This is a genomic window from Pseudonocardia sp. Ae717_Ps2, assembly GCF_001932475.1.
GTDB lineage: Bacteria > Actinomycetota > Actinomycetes > Mycobacteriales > Pseudonocardiaceae > Pseudonocardia.
The window spans coordinates 1-17,985 of sequence record NZ_MCIS01000015.1; the positions used below are offsets into that span (position 1 = coordinate 1).

Below are 17,985 nucleotides of genomic sequence, written 5' to 3' on the forward strand. Positions count from 1 at the left end.
CCAGCACGAGGCCCATCTGGCCGTCGAGCACCGGCCACCGGCGGCCCGCCATCACGCGGCCTGCTCGTTCTTCCGGCCCGAGCCGCCGATCGGGCGGATCGCGTCGGCGCGGTAGTAGACCTGCGCCCCGACGACCTTGTCCTCACCGGTGTTCTGTCCTTGATCGTCTTGTCCATCACGCCGACCTCGAAGCCGACCAGCTCGCAGGGCATCCCGGGCTGAAACCCGTGGCGCGGGTCCTCGTGCGACGCGATCGTCACGTTCAGCACCGAAAACGACGGCCGCCGAACGCCTGGAACCCCACCGTGACCTGGGCAACCCACTTCGGGGTGCCGTTCCGCAAGCACTCCTGATCGGTGTCGCTGCCGAACTTCAGCTTCGGCGCCAGGTCCATGACCATCACCATCGTGAAACTCGTCGGGTCGATCTTGAAGTTCATCGGGCCCTGGTTCGACATGCGCATCTCCCATGTTTTTCGATCCGCCACTCCGGGGCCAGACCGTCCTGTGGTTCTTGTCCTCAGTTCGCAGCCTCGAAGGTCTGGACGTCTGGACTGATAGAACTACCGTAGCATGAGTCCCTCAAAGGTCTAGACGTATGAATCAGAGGAGGTCAGACGATGGCCCGGAAGTACGAGAAGATCGCCCGCGAGCTGCGAGAAAGGATCACCAACGGCACCTATCCGCCGGGGTCGACCCTCCCCGCACTCCCCGAGTTGATGGCGACGTACGAGGTAGCGCGGGACCGTGCGCAGCGCGGTGTCGGCCCTTGCCAACGAGGGCCTGGTGACGCCGCTGTCAGGTGTCGGAACAGTCGTGCGCGACCTCGGCACCGTGGACATGCACAGCCAGCCCGGAGACGCGCATCCCGCGTGGGGGAGCACCACCGGGGATGACTCAAAGATCGAGACCGTCGAGGCGTCCTACGACGTCGCGAACCACGAAGTAGCGCAGCGCCTCGGCATTGGCCGGGGGGATCGGTTGTCCACCGAGTCCGGCGGTACTACAGGGCCGCCACATCGTGTTGCTGCACGATCAGTGGCTCCCAGGCGAGGTAGGTGCGCGAATCCACTCAGAGACCGGGTACGACCCGGCCGACAAGGACGCCCACGAGCGGACCGACCTGTACTCGTTCATGCGCGAGGCCGGATACCAGCCTGCACAGACAACCGAACGAGTGAGCACTCGGATGCCTGACCCGGACGAACGGGACGTCATGTCGATCCCGCCTGGCGTACCCGTGCTGATCACGCTGCGGACCACGCGCGACGCGAGCCAGATCGAGCTGGAAACCAGCACCTTCGTAGCAACTGGTGATCGAGCAGAGCAGACCTACACAGTGGCGATGTAGGTTCCTGGCCAATCGCGGCAGAGCCCCCATCGCCGCGGTTGGCCGGCCAGTCCGGCACTCATCAGTTGTCAGTAATACCTGACTGGCAACGTCAGGGCTTCTTGACAGCATTGCCAAGCTGTCCTGACAGTTAATTGTCAGGCTATCTTGACGATTGGTTATTTCGCCAGGCAAGCTTGACTGACAGTGTCAAGGAAGGATGACTGACAAATGGCTCCCGTGAAGGACTTGAGCGGCCCCTGGAACGTCACCACCACGCATCCGGCTGCCGGTGAGCACGAGGGTCACGCGCTGGGGATCGTCGCCGGGCAGGACGACGAGCCGATCAGCAACGACACCGTGGAAGTGCACGTGCGGTACGCGTCGTGCTCGTGCGGGTGGTCCGGCCAGCTGCGCACCGCCCCCGGTGCCCGCGAGCAGCCTCTGCGGACCCGCCGGTACCGGGCTCAGACCCGGGAGGTCCTGCGCCCCGAGTGGGATGCCCACGTCGGTCAGTGGCTCCCTGAGCCGCTGTCGGCCCGGACCCAACCGAAGACACCCCCCGCCGCCCCGCCGGAGCCGCAGGGAGCATCTGAGCGTCCACAGCGACGGCGGCCGAGCAAGCGCGCCAAGCCGGTCGAGCCGACGGCCGCGCCGGAAGCCGCGGCCGTCGTCGTCGAGGACCAGGCGGTGCCCGAGCCCGACCCCGGAGCTCGTCTAGTCGAGGCCGCTGCCGTCGCCGGTACCGCAGCCGCCGCTGCCCGCCGAGCGAACGACGCCCTCACCGACGCCGTACGCGAAGCGCGCCAAGCCGGGATCTCCTGGGCCAAGATCGGCGCCGCCACGTCGATGAGCCGCCAGGCCGCACACGAGCGCTGGCGCGTCCTCTGACCACAGCCCGTCTGACCCAGATCAAGATCAAATGCACCCGCACCACCGCACCACCGCACCACCGCACCACCGCACCTATGCATCACATGGTCTTGAAGGCCGCGTAGCCACCCACCGTGTTCAGCTGCATCGTCGTCGTATCGACGACACGGCGTTTCCTTAGGAAAACGCCTAACTTGGGTCCGCCGGAGGCGCCCACCCAGACCACGCCCCTGGCCGAAGATCATCAGATGATGCATAGGTCCTGGCGGTCCTGGCGGTCCTGGCCGTCGCCCTCAGAGCGCCGTAGCGGGCCGGTAGTAGCTCCGGCGCCGTTCCCGGCGCTGTTCGGGGTCTTCGGCCGCGAGCGCGGCTTTGAGCCACGCAAACGGGGCGTCTCCGGGGTCGAGCTGGACGGCGCGTTCGGTGGTGTCAGCCTCGAACTCGAAGGCCAGGCCCCGGGCGTCGAGCCAGGCGCGCGCGGCGGGAACTCCGCCGTGGCGAGTCGCGATGATCAGGTCCTCCGCGACCGGGTAGATCTTCTTCCAGCTCCGGGCCGGGAGGACTCCTGCCAGCTCTCCACCTCCGTCTTCTTCGGCGATCTCCTCGTCCTTGACCTCGGTGACCCCGCAGCGCTGCTTGAGGCCGTTGGACCACACGAGCTGCTGCATGCCGTGGCTGCCCTGTTCCCACTCCTGCCAGAGCGCGACGTCGCGCTCGTTGCCGGTGTCGATCGCGTCGGCGAGGATCTGGAACGGCGTGCGGGAGCCGCGCTTGCCGCGCTTCCACCGGCCACCGGCGGTCTCGAAGGCCAGCTTCGAGATGTACTTGCCCATCTTCTCCACCGCGCCGTTACCGACCCGCACGTCGATGCCGTGCTCGGCGGTGGCGCTCATGCCCTTCTTCGCCAGCCCCGCGGCCCAGCGGGTGTAGACCTCGCAGGTCAGAGCAGGAATCTCCGCGCTCACATCGGTCGGGAAGATCAACAGGGCGTGGATGTGGAGGTGCCAGCCGTTGAGGTCGGTGTGGGTGCCCTCCACTCCCCGGACATAGTCCATGTCCAGGTCCGTCTTCCACCGCTTCCACCCCGCGACTGTGTGAGGTGTCCACGCCGCGCTCAGCGCTCGGCGAAGTTCGCGCAGGCTGTGGCCCCGGTGGTGGCGCATCGTCAGGGTCAGCAGTGCGACCGTGCCCCCCCGGTCGGCGTTCCAGTTGATCAGCTGTTCGAGATCCTTCGAGCGGCGCGCACTGATCTTGGCCGAGCACACCGGGCACGCCCACACGCTGCCGCAGGTCGCCAGGCCGCCGAAGCCTGCGGTGCCCGGTTCCCCTCCGGTCCGGGCGTGTGGTGCAACGAGACCTCTCCACCCTCGTTGGTCGAGACCCGACCGCACTTCTTGACCCGCGACAGGCTCGTGATCGCGGCCAGCTCCCGGCGAGCCCGGTACTTGTCGCGTAGCGCCTGATCCTGGCGGTCCCAGAAGGCCCCCGCGTGGTCCTGACCTGCGGTGGCCGCACTTTTCGCGTCGTTACCAGCGCGGCCGCGAAGGGCGCACCGAAGCCAGCGCGGCCGTCACCGCACACCGCACGACGACGACGGCCGTGTCCGGCACCCGGGCAGAGCCGGGCACCGGCCCGCCTCAGCCTCCGGCCGGCGGGCCGGGCCCGGCACTGCCAAGCGCACACCTACGGCGACGCCGACAAACGGTCCGGTGCCAGCTGCGAGGGCGTGGTGCCCTCCCTCGAACCGGCCGAGGATCGAATGCTGATCAGAACCCGTCAAGGGCGGCTGCGCCGTCGCTCCGCGATCTTCGACCCTTGACTGAACCTGCCCAGCCTTCAAGCGGCCTATATCGAGGAAGGCAGGCGTCGAGACGGGCTTGTGGAGCCGCTGGGGCGAGCCGCTGCCTGTTTCCGGGGTGGGGAAGTGCCCTCGTCGCGTAGCGCCGCGCTGGGGGCTCTAGGTACGCTGTGGGTAGCCACGTTGGCCGGTGCTCCGATCGCTTCGCAGGGTGACCATTTCCGGCCGACGTGCGGGCCCCCGGGATGCCAGTCCTGGGGGCTCACTTCTGTGTCGACCTGGTTGCTAACTCTGGCCTGATCAGGCCGCTACCTCGTGGAGGCGCGCCGCGCCGTCCGCGATCTCGTCCCAGTAGCGGGCGTAGTCGGCGTCCTCCGAGGGGCCATCAGCCGCGGTCCGCGGACCCGGCCCAACGGCCGGGCGGGTGCCTGGACCAGCGCGACCCCGGGCGGGGCGAGCTGGTGCTCCTCGAGGTGATCGCGGGCGGACTGGCCGTGGAGCATCACCAGGGCCTCCGGGTCGTCGAGCCGGAAGCTGATCCGCAGGCCGAGCTGACCGCGCTCGAAACCACCGACGACGGTCGCGTCCGCGCGCTGGGTGACCACCATCAGCCGCAGGCCCGCCTTGTGTCCCTCGGAGACCAGGCGGCCGTAGAGCGCGAGGAGCTGCTCACGCATCTTCGGCTGGCCCTTCTCGACCGGGGCCGTCGACGCCAGGCGCAGCAGCCCGGCGAACTCTTCGAGCACGACCACGATCAGCGGGAACCCGGCATGGAAGCGGGTGAACTTGTCCCGGCGAGGCGGCAGGTTCCGGATCCGGGTGTCCATCTCCGCGACCAGGCGGACCAGCAGATCCCGGTGTGCCTCAACGTCGGCCGACCCGGTGGCCTGCCACTCGTGGTGCCGGGTACCCACGTAGGGACGGCCCAGAAGCAACCCAGACAGGTCAGACCCCGCGATCAGGACATCGTCGAGGCGGGCGAGCTGCGCCAGCGCCGAATAGCACCACACGCTCTTGCCCGAGCGGGTCGCGCCCTGAATGCAGACGTGCGGCCCTCCACCCAGGACTGGCGCAGAGGGTTGCCGAGCTCGTCTCGGGCGATGGTGATCTCCACGTCGGAGACCGACAGCCCGCGGCCGGCCAACGGAGCCGGGACCTCGCCGTCGAGGGGGTCGCCGATCAGCAGCTCGATCCGGACCCACTCCGATCCGCGCGGGTAGACCCGGATCCGGTCATAGCCCAGCGCCGCCGCGATCCGCCGCGACGCCTCGTCAGCACGGAAGTCCTCGATGAGCTGGCCGTGGATCTTGCGCACCACCAGCACCGGGTCCGGCCCGACAGGTCCGCCCGGGCCAGGGTCGGGATGACGATCGTGGTGCCGGAGGCGACCTGCACCGTGTGCGAGAGCCCCGGAACCCGCTCACAGACCCGGCGCCACGGGTTCACCAGCCGGTCGACGAACTCGGCGGGCGGCCCCGATCCTCGGCGCGCTGCCTGCTCCACATGATCAGTGCTCCTGTCGTGAAGACGGCCCCGGTCCGGGAGGGGGTTCTCCGGGCCGGGGCCGTGGTCGAGCGGGGGTCAGTTGCTCAGCGGGCGATGAGGGCGGCGACCGCGGTAGTGACGGCGACACCAACAGGGATCTGCACCTGGTGGTGGACGGCCTGATCCATCAGGGCGCGACCGTTCACTCCGTGATCAGCCAGGCCGTGGAACCGCTTCTGTCGGCCGATCCGGGCGCCGTGCTCGTCACGCTGGCGCCCGGGATCGCGGCAAACCGAGCGAGCAGACGGCCGTCATCGATCACCGCATGCACCACGCCCTCCGCCCCACGCCGGTGAGCTGGGCCAGCCACGGGACCCGGACACCGGCAGTCCGGTAGAACGCCCACTTCGTGACGGCCTGCGCCGCGGCATAGGTGGAGGCGTGCAGAGCAAGTTCCCGGCGACCCTGCCCGGTGCGGTGCTGCTTGTGGGCCGACATGCAGTCGTCCTGGGCCAAGTAGTCCCCGCGTGATGACCCAGCAGGGCCCCAGCGCCGTCAGGACGGTGATCGCGATCCGCTCGGACATGCCTTTGCTCCTTGATCAGCTAGCGACAGCGGTGGAGGTGGTCGACACGAGTGCGCCGGTGAAAGCCCAGCCGTCGCAGCGGGGGCACTGATCCGGCAGGCGGCCGCCGTCGTCCGGGATCTCCTCGGCGTGCTGGCACGAGGTGCAGGTCAGCACCACCAGCACGAGGCCCATCTGGCCGTCGAGCACCGGCCACCGGCGGCCCGCATCACGCGGCCTGCTCGTTCTTCCGGCCCGAGCCGCCGATCGGGCGGATCGCGTCGGCGCGGTAGTAGACCTGCGCCCCGACGACCTTGTCCTCACCGGTGTTCTTGTCCTTGATCGTCTTGTCCATCACGCCGACCTCGAAGCCGACCAGCTCGCAGGGCATCCCGGGCTGAAACCCGTGGCGCGGGTCCTCGTGCGACGCCGATCGTCACGTTCAGCACCGAAACGACGGCCGCCGAACGCCTGGAACCCCACCGTGACCTGGGCAACCACTTCGGGGTGCCGTTCCGCAAGCACTCCTGATCGGTGTCGCTGCGAACTTCAGCTTCGGCGCCAGGTCCATGACCATCACCATCGTGAAACTCGTCGGGTCGATCTTGAAGTTCATCGGGCCCTGGTTCGACATGCGCATCTCCCATGTTTTTCGATCCGCCACTCCGGGGCCAGACCGTCCTGTGGTTCTTGTCCTCAGTTCGCAGCCTCGAAGGTCTGGACGTCTGGACTGATAGAACTACCGTAGCATGAGTCCCTCAAAGGTCTAGACGTATGAATCAGAGGAGGTCAGACGATGGCCCGGAAGTACGAGAAGATCGCCCGCGAGCTGCGAGAAAGGATCACCAACGGCACCTATCCGCCGGGGTCGACCCTCCCCGCACTCCCCGAGTTGATGGCGACGTACGAGGTAGCGCGGGAGACCGTGCGCAGCGCGGTGTCGGCCCTTGCCAACGAGGGCTGGTGACGCCGCTGTCAGGTGTCGGAACAGTCGTGCGCGACCTCGGCACCGTGGACATGCACAGCCAGCCCGGAGACGCGCATCCCGCGTGGGGGAGCACCACGGGGATGACTCAAGATCGAGACCGTCGAGGCGTCCTACGACGTCGCGAACCACGAAGTAGCGCAGCGCTCGGCATTGGCCGGGGGGATCGGGTTGTCCACCGAGTCCGGCGGTACTACAAGGGCCGCCACATCGTGTTGCTGCACGATCAGTGGCTCCCAGGCGAGGTAGGTGCGCGAATCCACTCAGAGACCGGGTACGACCGGCCGACAAGGACGCCCACGAGCGGACCGACCTGTACTCGTTCATGCGCGAGGCCGGATACCAGCCTGCACAGACAACCGAACGAGTGAGCACTCGGATGCCTGACCCGGACGAACGGGACGTCATGTCGATCCCGCCTGGCGTACCCGTGCTGATCACGCTGCGGACACGCGCGACGCGAGCCAGATCGAGCTGGAAACCAGCACCTTCGTAGCAACTGGTGATCGAGCAGAGCAGACCTACACAGTGGCGATGTAGGTTCCTGGCCAATCGCGGCAGAGCCCCATCGCCGCGGTTGGCCGGCCAGTCCGGCACTCATCAGTTGTCAGTAATACCTGACTGGCAACGTCAGGGCTTCTTGACAGCATTGCCAAGCTGTCCTGACAGTTAATTGTCAGGCTATCTTGACGATTGGTTATTTCGCCAGGCAAGCTTGACTGACAGTGTCAAGGAAGGATGACTGACAAATGGCTCCCGTGAAGGACTTGAGCGGCCCCTGGAACGTCACCACCACGCATCCGGCTGCCGGTGAGCACGAGGGTCACGCGCTGGGGATCGTCGCCGGGCAGGACGACGAGCCGATCAGCAACGACACCGTGGAAGTGCACGTGCGGTACGCGTCGTGCTCGTGCGGGTGGTCCGGCCAGCTGCGCACCGCCCCGGTGCCCGCGAGCAGCTCTGCGGACCCGCCGGTACCGGGCTCAGACCCGGGAGGTCTGCGCCCCGAGTGGGATGCCCACGTCGGTCAGTGGCTCCCTGAGCCGCTGTCGGCCCGGACCCAACCGAAGACACCCCGCCGCCCGCCGGAGCCGCAGGGAGCATCTGAGCGTCCACAGCGACGGCGGCCGAGCAAGCGCGCCAAGCCGGTCGAGCCGACGGCCGCGCCGGAAGCCGCGGCCGTCGTCGTCGAGGACCAGGCGGTGCCCGAGCCCGACCCCGGAGCTCGTCTAGTCGAGGCCGCTGCCGTCGCCGGTACCGCAGCCGCCGCTGCCCGCCGAGCGAACGACGCCCTCACCGACGCCGTACGCGAAGCGGCCAAGCCGGGATCTCCTGGGCCAAGATCGGCGCCGCCACGTCGATGAGCCGCCAGGCCGCACACGAGCGCTGGCGCGTCCTCTGACCACAGCCCGTCACTGACCCAGATCAAGATCAAATGCACCACCGCACCACCGACCACCGCACCACCGCACCACGCACCTATGCATCACATGGTCTTGAAGGCCGCGTAGCCACCCACCGTGTTCAGCTGCATCGTCGTCGTATCGACGACACGGCGTTTCCTTAGGAAAACGCCTAACTTGGGTCCGCCGGAGGCGCCCACCCAGACCACGCCCCTGGCCGAAGATCATCAGATGATGCATAGGTCCTGGCGGTCCTGGCGGTCCTGGCCGTCGCCCTCAGAGCGCCGTAGCGGGCCGGTAGTAGCTCCGGCGCCGTTCCCGGCGCTGTTCGGGGTCTTCGGCCGCGAGCGCGGCTTTGAGCCACGCAAACGGGGCGTCTCCGGGGTCGAGCTGGACGGCGCGTTCGGTGGTGTCAGCCTCGAACTCGAAGGCCAGGCCCCGGGCGTCGAGCCAGGCGCGCGCGGCGGGAACTCCGCCGTGGCGAGTCGCGATGATCAGGTCCTCCGCGACCGGGTAGATCTTCTTCCAGCTCCGGGCCGGGAGGACTCCTGCCAGCTCTCCACCTCCGTCTTCTTCGGCGATCTCCTCGTCCTTGACTCGGTGACCCGCAGCGCTGCTTGAGGCGTTGGACCACACGAGCTGCTGCATGCCGTGGCTGCCCTGTTCCCACTCCTGCCAGAGCGCGACGTCGCGCTCGTTGCCGGTGTCGATCGCGTCGGCGAGGATCTGGAACGGCGTGCGGGAGCCGCGCTTGCCGCGCTTCCACCGGCCACCGGCGGTCTCGAAGGCCAGCTTCGAGATGTACTTGCCCATCTTCTCCACCGCGCCGTTACCGACCCGCACGTCGATGCCGTGCTCGGCGGTGGCGCTCATGCCTTCTTCGCCAGCCCGCGGCCAGCGGGTGTAGACCTCGCAGGTCAGAGCAGGAATCTCCGCGCTCACATCGGTCGGGAAGATCAACAGGGCGTGGATGTGGAGGTGCCAGCCGTTGAGGTCGGTGTGGGTGCCCTCCACTCCCGGACATAGTCCATGTCCAGGTCCGTCTTCCACCGCTTCCACCCCGCGACTGTGTGAGGTGTCGCCACGCCGCGCTCAGCGCTCGGCGAAGTTCGCGCAGGCTGTGGCCCCGGTGGTGGCGCATCGTCAGGGTCAGCAGTGCGACCGTGCCCCCCGGTCGGCGTTCCAGTTGATCAGCTGTTCGAGATCCTTCGAGCGGCGCGCACTGATCTTGGCCGAGCACACCGGGCACGCCCACACGCTGCCGCAGGTCGCCAGGCCGCCGAAGCCTGCGGTGCCCGGTTCCCCTCCGGTCCGGGCGTGTGGTGCAACGAGACCTCTCCACCCTCGTTGGTCGAGACCCGACCGCACTTCTTGACCCGCGACAGGCTCGTGATCGCGGCCAGCTCCGGCGAGCCCGGTACTTGTCGCGTAGCGCCTGATCCTGGCGGTCCCAGAAGGCCCCCGCGTGGTCCTGACCTGCGGTGGCCGCACTTTTCGCGTCGTTACAAGCGCGGCCGCCGAAGGGCGCACCGAAGCCAGCGCGGCCGTCACGCACACCGCCACGACGACGACGGCCGTGTCCGGCACCCGGCAGAGCCGGGCACCGGCCCGCCTCAGCCTCCGGCCGGCGGGCCGGGCCCGGCACTGCCAAGCGCACACCTACGGCGACGCCGACAAACGGTCCGGTGCCAGCTGCGAGGGCGTGGTGCCTCCCTCGAACCGGCCGAGGATCGAATGCTGATCAGAACCCGTCAAGGGCGGCTGCGCCGTCGCTCCGCGATCTTCGACCCTTGACTGAACCTGCCCAGCCTTCAAGCGGCCTATATCGAGGAAGGGCAGGCGTCGAGACGGGCTGTGGAGCCGCTGGGGCGAGCCGCTGCCTGTTTCCGGGGTGGGGAAGTGCCCTCGTCGCGTAGCGCCGCGCTGGGGGGCTCTAGGTACGCTGTGGGTAGCCACGTTGGCCGGTGCTCCGATCGCTTCGCAGGGTGACCATTTCCGGCCGACGTGCGGGCCCCCGGGATGCCAGTCCTGGGGGCTCACTTCTGTGTCGACCTGGTTGCTAACTCTGGCCTGATCAGGCCGCTACCTCGTGGAGGCGCGCCGCGCCGTCCGCGATCTCGTCCCAGTAGCGGGCGTAGTCGGCGTCCTCCGAGGGGCCCATCAGCCGCGGTCCGCGGACCCGGCCCAACGGCCGGGCGGGTGCCTGGACCAGCGCGACCCCGGGCGGGGCGAGCTGGTGCTCCTCGAGGTGATCGCGGGCGGACTGGCCGTGGAGCATCACCAGGGCCTCCGGGTCGTCGAGCCGGAAGCTGATCCGCAGGCCGAGCTGACCGCGCTCGAAACCACCGACGACGGTCGCGTCCGCGCGCTGGGTGACCACCATCAGCCGCAGGCCCGCTTGTGTCCCTCGGAGACCAGGCGGCCGTAGAGCGCGAGGAGCTGCTCACGCATCTTCGGCTGGCCCTTCTCGACCGGGGCCGTCGACGCCAGGCGCAGCAGCCCGGCGAACTCTTCGAGCACGACCACGATCAGCGGGAACCCGGCATGGAAGCGGGTGAACTTGTCCCGGCGAGGCGGCAGGTTCCGGATCCGGGTGTCCATCTCCGCGACCAGGCGGACCAGCAGATCCCGGTGTGCCTCAACGTCGGCCGACCCGGTGGCCTGCCACTCGTGGTGCCGGGTACCCACGTAGGGACGGCCCAGAAGCAACCCAGACAGGTCAGACCCGCGATCAGGACATCGTCGAGGCGGGCGAGCTGCGCCAGCGCCGAATAGCACCACACGCTCTTGCCCGAGCGGGTCGCGCCCTGAATGCAGACGTGCGGCCCCTCCACCCAGGACTGGCGCAGAGGGTTGCCGAGCTCGTCTCGGGCGATGGTGATCTCCACGTCGGAGACCGACAGCCCGCGGCCGGCCAACGGAGCCGGGACCTCGCCGTCGAGGGGGTCGCCGATCAGCAGCTCGATCCGGACCCACTCCGATCCGCGCGGGTAGACCCGGATCCGGTCATAGCCCAGCGCCGCCGCGATCCGCCGCGACGCCTCGTCAGCACGGAAGTCCTCGATGAGCTGGCCGTGGATCTTGCGCACCACCAGCACCGGGTCCGGCCCGACAGGTCCGCCCGGGCCAGGGTCGGGATGACGATCGTGGTGCCGGAGGCGACTGCACCGTGTGCGAGAGCCCGGAACCCGCTCACAGACCCGGCGCCACGGGTTCACCAGCCGGTCGACGAACTCGCGGGCGGCCCGATCCTCGGCGCGCTGCCTGCTCCACATGATCAGTGCTCCTGTCGTGAAGACGGCCCCGGTCCGGGAGGGGGTTCTCCGGGCCGGGGCCGTGGTCGAGCGGGGGTCAGTTGCTCAGCGGGCGATGAGGGCGGCGACCGCGGTAGTGACGGCGACACCAACAGGGATCTGCACCTGGTGGTGGACGGCCTGATCCATCAGGGCGCGACCGTTCACTCCGTGATCAGCCAGGCCGTGGAACCGCTTCTGTCGGCCGATCCGGGCGCCGTGCTCGTCACGCTGGCGACCCGGGATCGCGGCAAACCGAGCGAGCAGACGGCCGTCATCGATCACCGCATGCACCACGCCCTCCGCCACCACGCCGGTGAGCTGGGCCAGCCACGGGACCCGGACACCGGCAGTCCGGTAGAACGCCCACTTCGTGACGGCCTGCGCCGCGGCATAGGTGGAGGCGTGCAGAGCAAGTTCCCGGCGACCCTGCCCGGTGCGGTGCTGCTTGTGGGCCGACATGCAGTCGTCCTGGGCCAAGTAGTCCCCGCCGTGATGACCCAGCAGGGCCCCAGCGCCGTCAGGACGGTGATCGCGATCCGCTCGGACATGCCTTTGCTCCTTGATCAGCTAGCGACAGCGGTGGAGGTGGTCGACACGAGTGCGCCGGTGAAAGCCCAGCCGTCGCAGCGGGGGCACTGATCCGGCAGGCGGCCGCCGTCGTCCGGGATCTCCTCGGCGTGCTGGCACGAGGTGCAGGTCAGCACCACCAGCACGAGGCCCATCTGGCCGTCGAGCACCGGCCACCGGCGGCCCGCATCACGCGGCCTGCTCGTTCTTCCGGCCCGAGCCGCCGATCGGGCGGATCGCGTCGGCGCGGTAGTAGACCTGCGCCCCGACGACCTTGTCCTCACCGGTGTTCTTGTCCTTGATCGTCTTGTCCATCACGCCGACCTCGAAGCCGACCAGCTCGCAGGGCATCCCGGGCTGAAACCCGTGGCGCGGGTCCTCGTGCGACGCGATCGTCACGTTCAGCACCGAAAACGACGGCCGCCCGAACGCCTGGAACCCACCGTGACCTGGGCAACCCACTTCGGGGTGCCGTTCCGCAAGCACTCCTGATCGGTGTCGCTGCCGAACTTCAGCTTCGGCGCCAGGTCCATGACCATCACCATCGTGAAACTCGTCGGGTCGATCTTGAAGTTCATCGGGCCCTGGTTCGACATGCGCATCTCCCATGTTTTTCGATCCGCCACTCCGGGGCCAGACCGTCCTGTGGTTCTTGTCCTCAGTTCGCAGCCTCGAAGGTCTGGACGTCTGGACTGATAGAACTACCGTAGCATGAGTCCCTCAAAGGTCTAGACGTATGAATCAGAGGAGGTCAGACGATGGCCCGGAAGTACGAGAAGATCGCCCGCGAGCTGCGAGAAAGGATCACCAACGGCACCTATCCGCCGGGGTCGACCCTCCCGCACTCCCCGAGTTGATGGCGACGTACGAGGTAGCGCGGGAGACCGTGCGCAGCGCGGTGTCGGCCCTTGCCAACGAGGGCCTGGTGACGCCGCTGTCAGGTGTCGGAACAGTCGTGCGCGACCTCGGCACCGTGGACATGCACAGCCAGCCCGGAGACGCGCATCCCGCGTGGGGGAGCACCACCGGGGATGACTCAAAGATCGAGACCGTCGAGGCGTCCTACGACGTCGCGAACCACGAAGTAGCGCAGCGCCTCGGCATTGGCCGGGGGGATCGGGTTGTCCACCGAGTCCGGCGGTACTACAAGGGCCGCCACATCGTGTTGCTGCACGATCAGTGGCTCCCAGGCGAGGTAGGTGCGCGAATCCACTCAGAGACCGGGTACGACCCGGCCGACAAGGACGCCCACGAGCGGACCGACCTGTACTCGTTCATGCGCGAGGCCGGATACCAGCCTGCACAGACAACCGAACGAGTGAGCACTCGGATGCCTGACCCGGACGAACGGGACGTCATGTCGATCCCGCCTGGCGTACCCGTGCTGATCACGCTGCGGACCACGCGCGACGCGAGCCAGATCGAGCTGGAAACCAGCACCTTCGTAGCAACTGGTGATCGAGCAGAGCAGACCTACACAGTGGCGATGTAGGTTCCTGGCCAATCGCGGCAGAGCCCCCATCGCCGCGGTTGGCCGGCCAGTCCGGCACTCATCAGTTGTCAGTAATACCTGACTGGCAACGTCAGGGCTTCTTGACAGCATTGCCAAGCTGTCCTGACAGTTAATTGTCAGGCTATCTTGACGATTGGTTATTTCGCCAGGCAAGCTTGACTGACAGTGTCAAGGAAGGATGACTGACAAATGGCTCCCGTGAAGGACTTGAGCGGCCCCTGGAACGTCACCACCACGCATCCGGCTGCCGGTGAGCACGAGGGTCACGCGCTGGGGATCGTCGCCGGGCAGGACGACGAGCCGATCAGCAACGACACCGTGGAAGTGCACGTGCGGTACGCGTCGTGCTCGTGCGGGTGGTCCGGCCAGCTGCGCACCGCCCCGGTGCCCGCGAGCAGCCTCTGCGGACCCGCCGGTACCGGGCTCAGACCCGGGAGGTCCTGCGCCCCGAGTGGGATGCCCACGTCGGTCAGTGGCTCCCTGAGCCGCTGTCGGCCCCGGACCCAACCGAAGACACCCCGCCGCCCCGCCGGAGCCGCAGGGAGCATCTGAGCGTCCACAGCGACGGCGGCCGAGCAAGCGCGCCAAGCCGGTCGAGCCGACGGCCGCGCCGGAAGCCGCGGCCGTCGTCGTCGAGGACCAGGCGGTGCCCGAGCCCGACCCCGGAGCTCGTCTAGTCGAGGCCGCTGCCGTCGCCGGTACCGCAGCCGCCGCTGCCCGCCGAGCGAACGACGCCCTCACCGACGCCGTACGCGAAGCGCGCCAAGCCGGGATCTCCTGGGCCAAGATCGGCGCCGCCACGTCGATGAGCCGCCAGGCCGCACACGAGCGCTGGCGCGTCCTCTGACCACAGCCCGTCACTGACCCAGATCAAGATCAAATGCACCACCGCACCACCGCACCACCGCACCACCGCACCACCGCACCTATGCATCACATGGTCTTGAAGGCCGCGTAGCCACCCACCGTGTTCAGCTGCATCGTCGTCGTATCGACGACACGGCGTTTCCTTAGGAAAACGCCTAACTTGGGTCCGCCGGAGGCGCCCACCCAGACCACGCCCCTGGCCGAAGATCATCAGATGATGCATAGGTCCTGGCGGTCCTGGCGGTCCTGGCCGTCGCCCTCAGAGCGCCGTAGCGGGCCGGTAGTAGCTCCGGCGCCGTTCCCGGCGCTGTTCGGGGTCTTCGGCCGCGAGCGCGGCTTTGAGCCACGCAAACGGGGCGTCTCCGGGGTCGAGCTGGACGGCGCGTTCGGTGGTGTCAGCCTCGAACTCGAAGGCCAGGCCCCGGGCGTCGAGCCAGGCGCGCGCGGCGGGAACTCCGCCGTGGCGAGTCGCGATGATCAGGTCCTCCGCGACCGGGTAGATCTTCTTCCAGCTCCGGGCCGGGAGGACTCCTGCCAGCTCTCCACCTCCGTCTTCTTCGGCGATCTCCTCGTCCTTGACCTCGGTGACCCCGCAGCGCTGCTTGAGGCCGTTGGACCACACGAGCTGCTGCATGCCGTGGCTGCCCTGTTCCCACTCCTGCCAGAGCGCGACGTCGCGCTCGTTGCCGGTGTCGATCGCGTCGGCGAGGATCTGGAACGGCGTGCGGGAGCCGCGCTTGCCGCGCTTCCACCGGCCACCGGCGGTCTCGAAGGCCAGCTTCGAGATGTACTTGCCCATCTTCTCCACCGCGCCGTTACCGACCCGCACGTCGATGCCGTGCTCGGCGGTGGCGCTCATGCCCTTCTTCGCCAGCCCCGCGGCCCAGCGGGTGTAGACCTCGCAGGTCAGAGCAGGAATCTCCGCGCTCACATCGGTCGGGAAGATCAACAGGGCGTGGATGTGGAGGTGCCAGCCGTTGAGGTCGGTGTGGGTGCCCTCCACTCCCCGGACATAGTCCATGTCCAGGTCCGTCTTCCACCGCTTCCACCCCGCGACTGTGTGAGGTGTCGCCACGCCGCGCTCAGCGCTCGGCGAAGTTCGCGCAGGCTGTGGCCCCGGTGGTGGCGCATCGTCAGGGTCAGCAGTGCGACCGTGCCCCCCGGTCGGCGTTCCAGTTGATCAGCTGTTCGAGATCCTTCGAGCGGCGCGCACTGATCTTGGCCGAGCACACCGGGCACGCCCACACGCTGCCGCAGGTCGCCAGGCCGCCGAAGCCTGCGGTGCCCGGTTCCCCTCCGGTCCGGGCGTGTGGTGCAACGAGACCTCTCCACCCTCGTTGGTCGAGACCCGACCGCACTTCTTGACCCGCGACAGGCTCGTGATCGCGGCCAGCTCCCGGCGAGCCCGGTACTTGTCGCGTAGCGCCTGATCCTGGCGGTCCCAGAAGGCCCCCGCGTGGTCCTGACCTGCGGTGGCCGCACTTTTCGCGTCGTTACCAAGCGCGGCCGCCGAAGGGCGCACCGAAGCCAGCGCGGCCGTCACCGCACACCGCCACGACGACGACGGCCGTGTCCGGCACCCGGCAGAGCCGGGCACCGGCCCGCCTCAGCCTCCGGCCGGCGGGCCGGGCCCGGCACTGCCAAGCGCACACCTACGGCGACGCCGACAAACGGTCCGGTGCCAGCTGCGAGGGCGTGGTGCCCTCCCTCGAACCGGCCGAGGATCGAATGCTGATCAGAACCCGTCAAGGGCGGCTGCGCCGTCGCTCCGCGATCTTCGACCCTTGACTGAACCTGCCCAGCCTTCAAGCGGCCTATATCGAGGAAGGGCAGGCGTCGAGACGGGCTGTGGAGCCGCTGGGGCGAGCCGCTGCCTGTTTCCGGGGTGGGGAAGTGCCCTCGTCGCGTAGCGCCGCGCTGGGGGGCTCTAGGTACGCTGTGGGTAGCCACGTTGGCCGGTGCTCCGATCGCTTCGCAGGGTGACCATTTCCGGCCGACGTGCGGGCCCCCGGGATGCCAGTCCTGGGGGCTCACTTCTGTGTCGACCTGGTTGCTAACTCTGGCCTGATCAGGCCGCTACCTCGTGGAGGCGCGCCGCGCCGTCCGCGATCTCGTCCCAGTAGCGGGCGTAGTCGGCGTCCTCCGAGGGGCCCATCAGCCGCGGTCCGCGGACCCGGCCCAACGGCCGGGCGGGTGCCTGGACCAGCGCGACCCCGGGCGGGGCGAGCTGGTGCTCCTCGAGGTGATCGCGGGCGGACTGGCCGTGGAGCATCACCAGGGCCTCCGGGTCGTCGAGCCGGAAGCTGATCCGCAGGCCGAGCTGACCGCGCTCGAAACCACCGACGACGGTCGCGTCCGCGCGCTGGGTGACCACCATCAGCCGCAGGCCCGCCTTGTGTCCCTCGGAGACCAGGCGGCCGTAGAGCGCGAGGAGCTGCTCACGCATCTTCGGCTGGCCCTTCTCGACCGGGGCCGTCGACGCCAGGCGCAGCAGCCCGGCGAACTCTTCGAGCACGACCACGATCAGCGGGAACCCGGCATGGAAGCGGGTGAACTTGTCCCGGCGAGGCGGCAGGTTCCGGATCCGGGTGTCCATCTCCGCGACCAGGCGGACCAGCAGATCCCGGTGTGCCTCAACGTCGGCCGACCCGGTGGCCTGCCACTCGTGGTGCCGGGTACCCACGTAGGGACGGCCCAGAAGCAACCCAGACAGGTCAGACCCCGCGATCAGGACATCGTCGAGGCGGGCGAGCTGCGCCAGCGCCGAATAGCACCACACGCTCTTGCCCGAGCGGGTCGCGCCCTGAATGCAGACGTGCGGCCCCTCCACCCAGGACTGGCGCAGAGGGTTGCCGAGCTCGTCTCGGGCGATGGTGATCTCCACGTCGGAGACCGACAGCCCGCGGCCGGCCAACGGAGCCGGGACCTCGCCGTCGAGGGGGTCGCCGATCAGCAGCTCGATCCGGACCCACTCCGATCCGCGCGGGTAGACCCGGATCCGGTCATAGCCCAGCGCCGCCGCGATCCGCCGCGACGCCTCGTCAGCACGGAAGTCCTCGATGAGCTGGCCGTGGATCTTGCGCACCACCAGCACCGGGTCCGGCCCCGACAGGTCCGCCCGGGCCAGGGTCGGGATGACGATCGTGGTGCCGGAGGCGACCTGCACCGTGTGCGAGAGCCCCGGAACCCGCTCACAGACCCGGCGCCACGGGTTCACCAGCCGGTCGACGAACTCGCGGGCGGCCCGATCCTCGGCGCGCTGCCTGCTCCACATGATCAGTGCTCCTGTCGTGAAGACGGCCCC

The 17,985-nt window shown here is 68.7% G+C and carries 27 protein-coding genes; 9 read left to right on the forward strand and 18 right to left on the reverse strand.

All coding sequences use genetic code 11. The features are described from left to right. Positions 1-262: 262 nt before the first annotated feature. Positions 263-463, reverse strand: a complete 201-nt coding sequence (locus tag Ae717Ps2_RS33015) for a hypothetical protein (protein WP_075334828.1) — start codon at positions 461-463, stop codon at positions 263-265. A 156-nt stretch (positions 464-619) separates the two neighbouring features. Between Ae717Ps2_RS33015 and Ae717Ps2_RS40715 the strand changes: the two genes are divergently transcribed. The 3 genes from Ae717Ps2_RS40715 to Ae717Ps2_RS33030 all read left to right on the forward strand — a co-directional run bounded on the left by Ae717Ps2_RS40715 (position 620) and on the right by Ae717Ps2_RS33030 (position 2,220). Further along, positions 620-895: a GntR family transcriptional regulator gene (locus Ae717Ps2_RS40715; RefSeq protein ID WP_075334829.1), complete on the forward strand. Its 276-nt coding sequence runs from the start codon at positions 620-622 to the stop codon at positions 893-895. 125 nt (positions 896-1,020) lie between these two features. After that, positions 1,021-1,350: a UTRA domain-containing protein gene (locus tag Ae717Ps2_RS33025; RefSeq protein ID WP_075334968.1), complete on the forward strand. Its 330-nt coding sequence runs from the start codon at positions 1,021-1,023 to the stop codon at positions 1,348-1,350. A gap of 210 nt (positions 1,351-1,560) precedes the next feature. Then, a complete protein-coding gene (locus Ae717Ps2_RS33030) occupies positions 1,561-2,220 on the forward strand; it encodes a hypothetical protein (RefSeq protein ID WP_143510879.1) in 660 nt (219 codons plus the stop codon). Positions 2,221-2,495: 275 nt separating this feature from the next. Here the strand turns inward: Ae717Ps2_RS33030 and Ae717Ps2_RS33035 are convergent, their stop codons facing one another. The 6 genes from Ae717Ps2_RS33035 to Ae717Ps2_RS37790 all read right to left on the reverse strand — a co-directional run bounded on the left by Ae717Ps2_RS33035 (position 2,496) and on the right by Ae717Ps2_RS37790 (position 6,441). After that, complete coding sequence (locus Ae717Ps2_RS33035; protein ID WP_143510881.1) at positions 2,496-3,482, reverse strand: protein rep; 987 nt, start codon at positions 3,480-3,482, stop codon at positions 2,496-2,498. 826 nt (positions 3,483-4,308) lie between these two features. Next, positions 4,309-5,010, reverse strand: a complete 702-nt coding sequence (locus Ae717Ps2_RS33040; RefSeq protein WP_143510883.1) for a hypothetical protein — start codon at positions 5,008-5,010, stop codon at positions 4,309-4,311. Continuing rightward, on the reverse strand, positions 4,959-5,315 hold the full coding sequence (locus Ae717Ps2_RS33045; RefSeq protein WP_143510885.1) for a hypothetical protein: 357 nt from the start codon (positions 5,313-5,315) through the stop codon (positions 4,959-4,961). Before Ae717Ps2_RS33045 ends, Ae717Ps2_RS33040 begins: the two co-directional genes overlap by 52 nt. Positions 5,316-5,803: 488 nt before the next feature. Beyond that, entirely contained in the window at positions 5,804-5,983 is a 180-nt protein-coding gene (locus Ae717Ps2_RS33050; protein WP_075334835.1) for a hypothetical protein, read from the reverse strand. A 103-nt stretch (positions 5,984-6,086) separates the two neighbouring features. Further along, entirely contained in the window at positions 6,087-6,260 is a 174-nt protein-coding gene (locus Ae717Ps2_RS37785; protein ID WP_158071621.1) for a hypothetical protein, read from the reverse strand. A 19-nt stretch (positions 6,261-6,279) separates the two neighbouring features. After that, on the reverse strand, positions 6,280-6,441 hold the full coding sequence (locus tag Ae717Ps2_RS37790) for a hypothetical protein (protein ID WP_158071622.1): 162 nt from the start codon (positions 6,439-6,441) through the stop codon (positions 6,280-6,282). A gap of 405 nt (positions 6,442-6,846) precedes the next feature. Here Ae717Ps2_RS37790 and Ae717Ps2_RS33055 point away from each other — a divergent pair, with 405 nt between their 5' ends. The 3 genes from Ae717Ps2_RS33055 (at position 6,847) to Ae717Ps2_RS36910 (ending at position 8,399) form a co-directional block, all read left to right on the forward strand. Then, complete coding sequence (locus tag Ae717Ps2_RS33055; RefSeq protein ID WP_083702719.1) at positions 6,847-7,017, forward strand: GntR family transcriptional regulator; 171 nt, start codon at positions 6,847-6,849, stop codon at positions 7,015-7,017. Positions 7,018-7,264: 247 nt separating this feature from the next. After that, the gene (locus Ae717Ps2_RS40720; protein ID WP_075334836.1) at positions 7,265-7,531 is read left to right on the forward strand and encodes a UTRA domain-containing protein; all 267 of its coding nucleotides are present in this window, start codon (positions 7,265-7,267) and stop codon (positions 7,529-7,531) included. Between the two features lie 253 nt (positions 7,532-7,784). Next, entirely contained in the window at positions 7,785-8,399 is a 615-nt protein-coding gene (locus Ae717Ps2_RS36910) for a hypothetical protein (RefSeq protein ID WP_143510887.1), read from the forward strand. A gap of 315 nt (positions 8,400-8,714) precedes the next feature. On the opposite strand, the gene Ae717Ps2_RS33065 is transcribed toward Ae717Ps2_RS36910, so the two are convergent. From Ae717Ps2_RS33065 to Ae717Ps2_RS33090, 8 genes are all read right to left on the reverse strand, one after another. Next, entirely contained in the window at positions 8,715-9,452 is a 738-nt protein-coding gene (locus Ae717Ps2_RS33065; RefSeq protein WP_075334837.1) for a hypothetical protein, read from the reverse strand. 1,060 nt (positions 9,453-10,512) lie between these two features. Beyond that, entirely contained in the window at positions 10,513-10,821 is a 309-nt protein-coding gene (locus Ae717Ps2_RS33070; RefSeq protein WP_075334838.1) for a hypothetical protein, read from the reverse strand. Beyond that, positions 10,821-11,039: a hypothetical protein gene (locus Ae717Ps2_RS33075; protein ID WP_143510889.1), complete on the reverse strand. Its 219-nt coding sequence runs from the start codon at positions 11,037-11,039 to the stop codon at positions 10,821-10,823. The genes Ae717Ps2_RS33070 and Ae717Ps2_RS33075 overlap by 1 nt, the downstream gene beginning before the upstream one ends. Then, a complete protein-coding gene (locus Ae717Ps2_RS36915; protein ID WP_143510891.1) occupies positions 10,967-11,713 on the reverse strand; it encodes a hypothetical protein in 747 nt (248 codons plus the stop codon). Before Ae717Ps2_RS36915 ends, Ae717Ps2_RS33075 begins: the two co-directional genes overlap by 73 nt. A gap of 84 nt (positions 11,714-11,797) precedes the next feature. Further along, positions 11,798-12,193, reverse strand: a complete 396-nt coding sequence (locus Ae717Ps2_RS33080; RefSeq protein WP_075334998.1) for a hypothetical protein — start codon at positions 12,191-12,193, stop codon at positions 11,798-11,800. A gap of 104 nt (positions 12,194-12,297) precedes the next feature. Then, the gene (locus Ae717Ps2_RS37795) at positions 12,298-12,471 is read right to left on the reverse strand and encodes a hypothetical protein (protein ID WP_158071621.1); all 174 of its coding nucleotides are present in this window, start codon (positions 12,469-12,471) and stop codon (positions 12,298-12,300) included. 19 nt (positions 12,472-12,490) lie between these two features. Continuing rightward, on the reverse strand, positions 12,491-12,700 hold the full coding sequence (locus tag Ae717Ps2_RS33085; RefSeq protein ID WP_143510893.1) for a hypothetical protein: 210 nt from the start codon (positions 12,698-12,700) through the stop codon (positions 12,491-12,493). Positions 12,701-12,702: 2 nt separating this feature from the next. Next, positions 12,703-12,903: a hypothetical protein gene (locus Ae717Ps2_RS33090; protein WP_075334841.1), complete on the reverse strand. Its 201-nt coding sequence runs from the start codon at positions 12,901-12,903 to the stop codon at positions 12,703-12,705. Between the two features lie 156 nt (positions 12,904-13,059). Between Ae717Ps2_RS33090 and Ae717Ps2_RS40725 the strand changes: the two genes are divergently transcribed. After that, positions 13,060-13,158: a GntR family transcriptional regulator gene (locus Ae717Ps2_RS40725; RefSeq protein WP_143510895.1), complete on the forward strand. Its 99-nt coding sequence runs from the start codon at positions 13,060-13,062 to the stop codon at positions 13,156-13,158. Continuing rightward, positions 13,158-13,793, forward strand: coding sequence for a GntR family transcriptional regulator (locus Ae717Ps2_RS33095; protein ID WP_158071623.1), 636 nt, complete (start codon positions 13,158-13,160; stop codon positions 13,791-13,793). The genes Ae717Ps2_RS40725 and Ae717Ps2_RS33095 overlap by 1 nt, the downstream gene beginning before the upstream one ends. Before the next feature lie 284 nt (positions 13,794-14,077). Here Ae717Ps2_RS33095 and Ae717Ps2_RS33100 read toward each other — a convergent pair whose 3' ends face one another. Next, positions 14,078-14,278 (reverse strand): hypothetical protein, encoded by a 201-nt coding sequence (locus Ae717Ps2_RS33100; RefSeq protein WP_143510899.1) that lies wholly within the window; start codon positions 14,276-14,278, stop codon positions 14,078-14,080. A gap of 182 nt (positions 14,279-14,460) precedes the next feature. Here Ae717Ps2_RS33100 and Ae717Ps2_RS33105 point away from each other — a divergent pair, with 182 nt between their 5' ends. Beyond that, positions 14,461-14,661: a hypothetical protein gene (locus tag Ae717Ps2_RS33105; protein ID WP_075334507.1), complete on the forward strand. Its 201-nt coding sequence runs from the start codon at positions 14,461-14,463 to the stop codon at positions 14,659-14,661. Between the two features lie 279 nt (positions 14,662-14,940). Here the strand turns inward: Ae717Ps2_RS33105 and Ae717Ps2_RS33110 are convergent, their stop codons facing one another. Together Ae717Ps2_RS33110 and Ae717Ps2_RS33115 are read right to left on the reverse strand one after the other, a co-directional pair. Then, positions 14,941-15,702 (reverse strand): hypothetical protein, encoded by a 762-nt coding sequence (locus tag Ae717Ps2_RS33110; protein ID WP_143510673.1) that lies wholly within the window; start codon positions 15,700-15,702, stop codon positions 14,941-14,943. A gap of 1,047 nt (positions 15,703-16,749) precedes the next feature. After that, the gene (locus tag Ae717Ps2_RS33115) at positions 16,750-17,955 is read right to left on the reverse strand and encodes a hypothetical protein (protein WP_075334494.1); all 1,206 of its coding nucleotides are present in this window, start codon (positions 17,953-17,955) and stop codon (positions 16,750-16,752) included. Between the last annotated feature and the right edge of the window lie 30 nt (positions 17,956-17,985).

What these genes read in the sequence shown, in the direction of transcription:
- Ae717Ps2_RS33030 (WP_143510879.1), top strand. Translation starts at nt 1,561, where the DNA reads ATGGCTCCCGTGAAGGACTTGAGCGGCCCCTGGAACGTCACCACCACG.
- Ae717Ps2_RS33090 (WP_075334841.1), bottom strand. Translation starts at nt 12,903, where the DNA reads ATGCGCATGTCGAACCAGGGCCCGATGAACTTCAAGATCGACCCGACG.
- Ae717Ps2_RS33095 (WP_158071623.1), top strand. Translation starts at nt 13,158, where the DNA reads ATGGCGACGTACGAGGTAGCGCGGGAGACCGTGCGCAGCGCGGTGTCG.
- Ae717Ps2_RS40715 (WP_075334829.1), top strand. Translation starts at nt 620, where the DNA reads ATGGCCCGGAAGTACGAGAAGATCGCCCGCGAGCTGCGAGAAAGGATC.
- Ae717Ps2_RS33070 (WP_075334838.1), bottom strand. Translation starts at nt 10,821, where the DNA reads ATGGTGGTCACCCAGCGCGCGGACGCGACCGTCGTCGGTGGTTTCGAG.
- Ae717Ps2_RS36910 (WP_143510887.1), top strand. Translation starts at nt 7,785, where the DNA reads ATGGCTCCCGTGAAGGACTTGAGCGGCCCCTGGAACGTCACCACCACG.
- Ae717Ps2_RS33110 (WP_143510673.1), bottom strand. Translation starts at nt 15,702, where the DNA reads ATGGACTATGTCCGGGGAGTGGAGGGCACCCACACCGACCTCAACGGC.
- Ae717Ps2_RS33080 (WP_075334998.1), bottom strand. Translation starts at nt 12,193, where the DNA reads ATGTCGGCCCACAAGCAGCACCGCACCGGGCAGGGTCGCCGGGAACTT.
- Ae717Ps2_RS40725 (WP_143510895.1), top strand. Translation starts at nt 13,060, where the DNA reads ATGGCCCGGAAGTACGAGAAGATCGCCCGCGAGCTGCGAGAAAGGATC.
- Ae717Ps2_RS33015 (WP_075334828.1), bottom strand. Translation starts at nt 463, where the DNA reads ATGCGCATGTCGAACCAGGGCCCGATGAACTTCAAGATCGACCCGACG.
- Ae717Ps2_RS33055 (WP_083702719.1), top strand. Translation starts at nt 6,847, where the DNA reads ATGGCCCGGAAGTACGAGAAGATCGCCCGCGAGCTGCGAGAAAGGATC.
- Ae717Ps2_RS33075 (WP_143510889.1), bottom strand. Translation starts at nt 11,039, where the DNA reads ATGGACACCCGGATCCGGAACCTGCCGCCTCGCCGGGACAAGTTCACC.
- Ae717Ps2_RS33050 (WP_075334835.1), bottom strand. Translation starts at nt 5,983, where the DNA reads ATGTCGGCCCACAAGCAGCACCGCACCGGGCAGGGTCGCCGGGAACTT.
- Ae717Ps2_RS33115 (WP_075334494.1), bottom strand. Translation starts at nt 17,955, where the DNA reads ATGTGGAGCAGGCAGCGCGCCGAGGATCGGGCCGCCCGCGAGTTCGTC.
- Ae717Ps2_RS37790 (WP_158071622.1), bottom strand. Translation starts at nt 6,441, where the DNA reads ATGCCCTGCGAGCTGGTCGGCTTCGAGGTCGGCGTGATGGACAAGACG.
- Ae717Ps2_RS36915 (WP_143510891.1), bottom strand. Translation starts at nt 11,713, where the DNA reads ATGTGGAGCAGGCAGCGCGCCGAGGATCGGGCCGCCCGCGAGTTCGTC.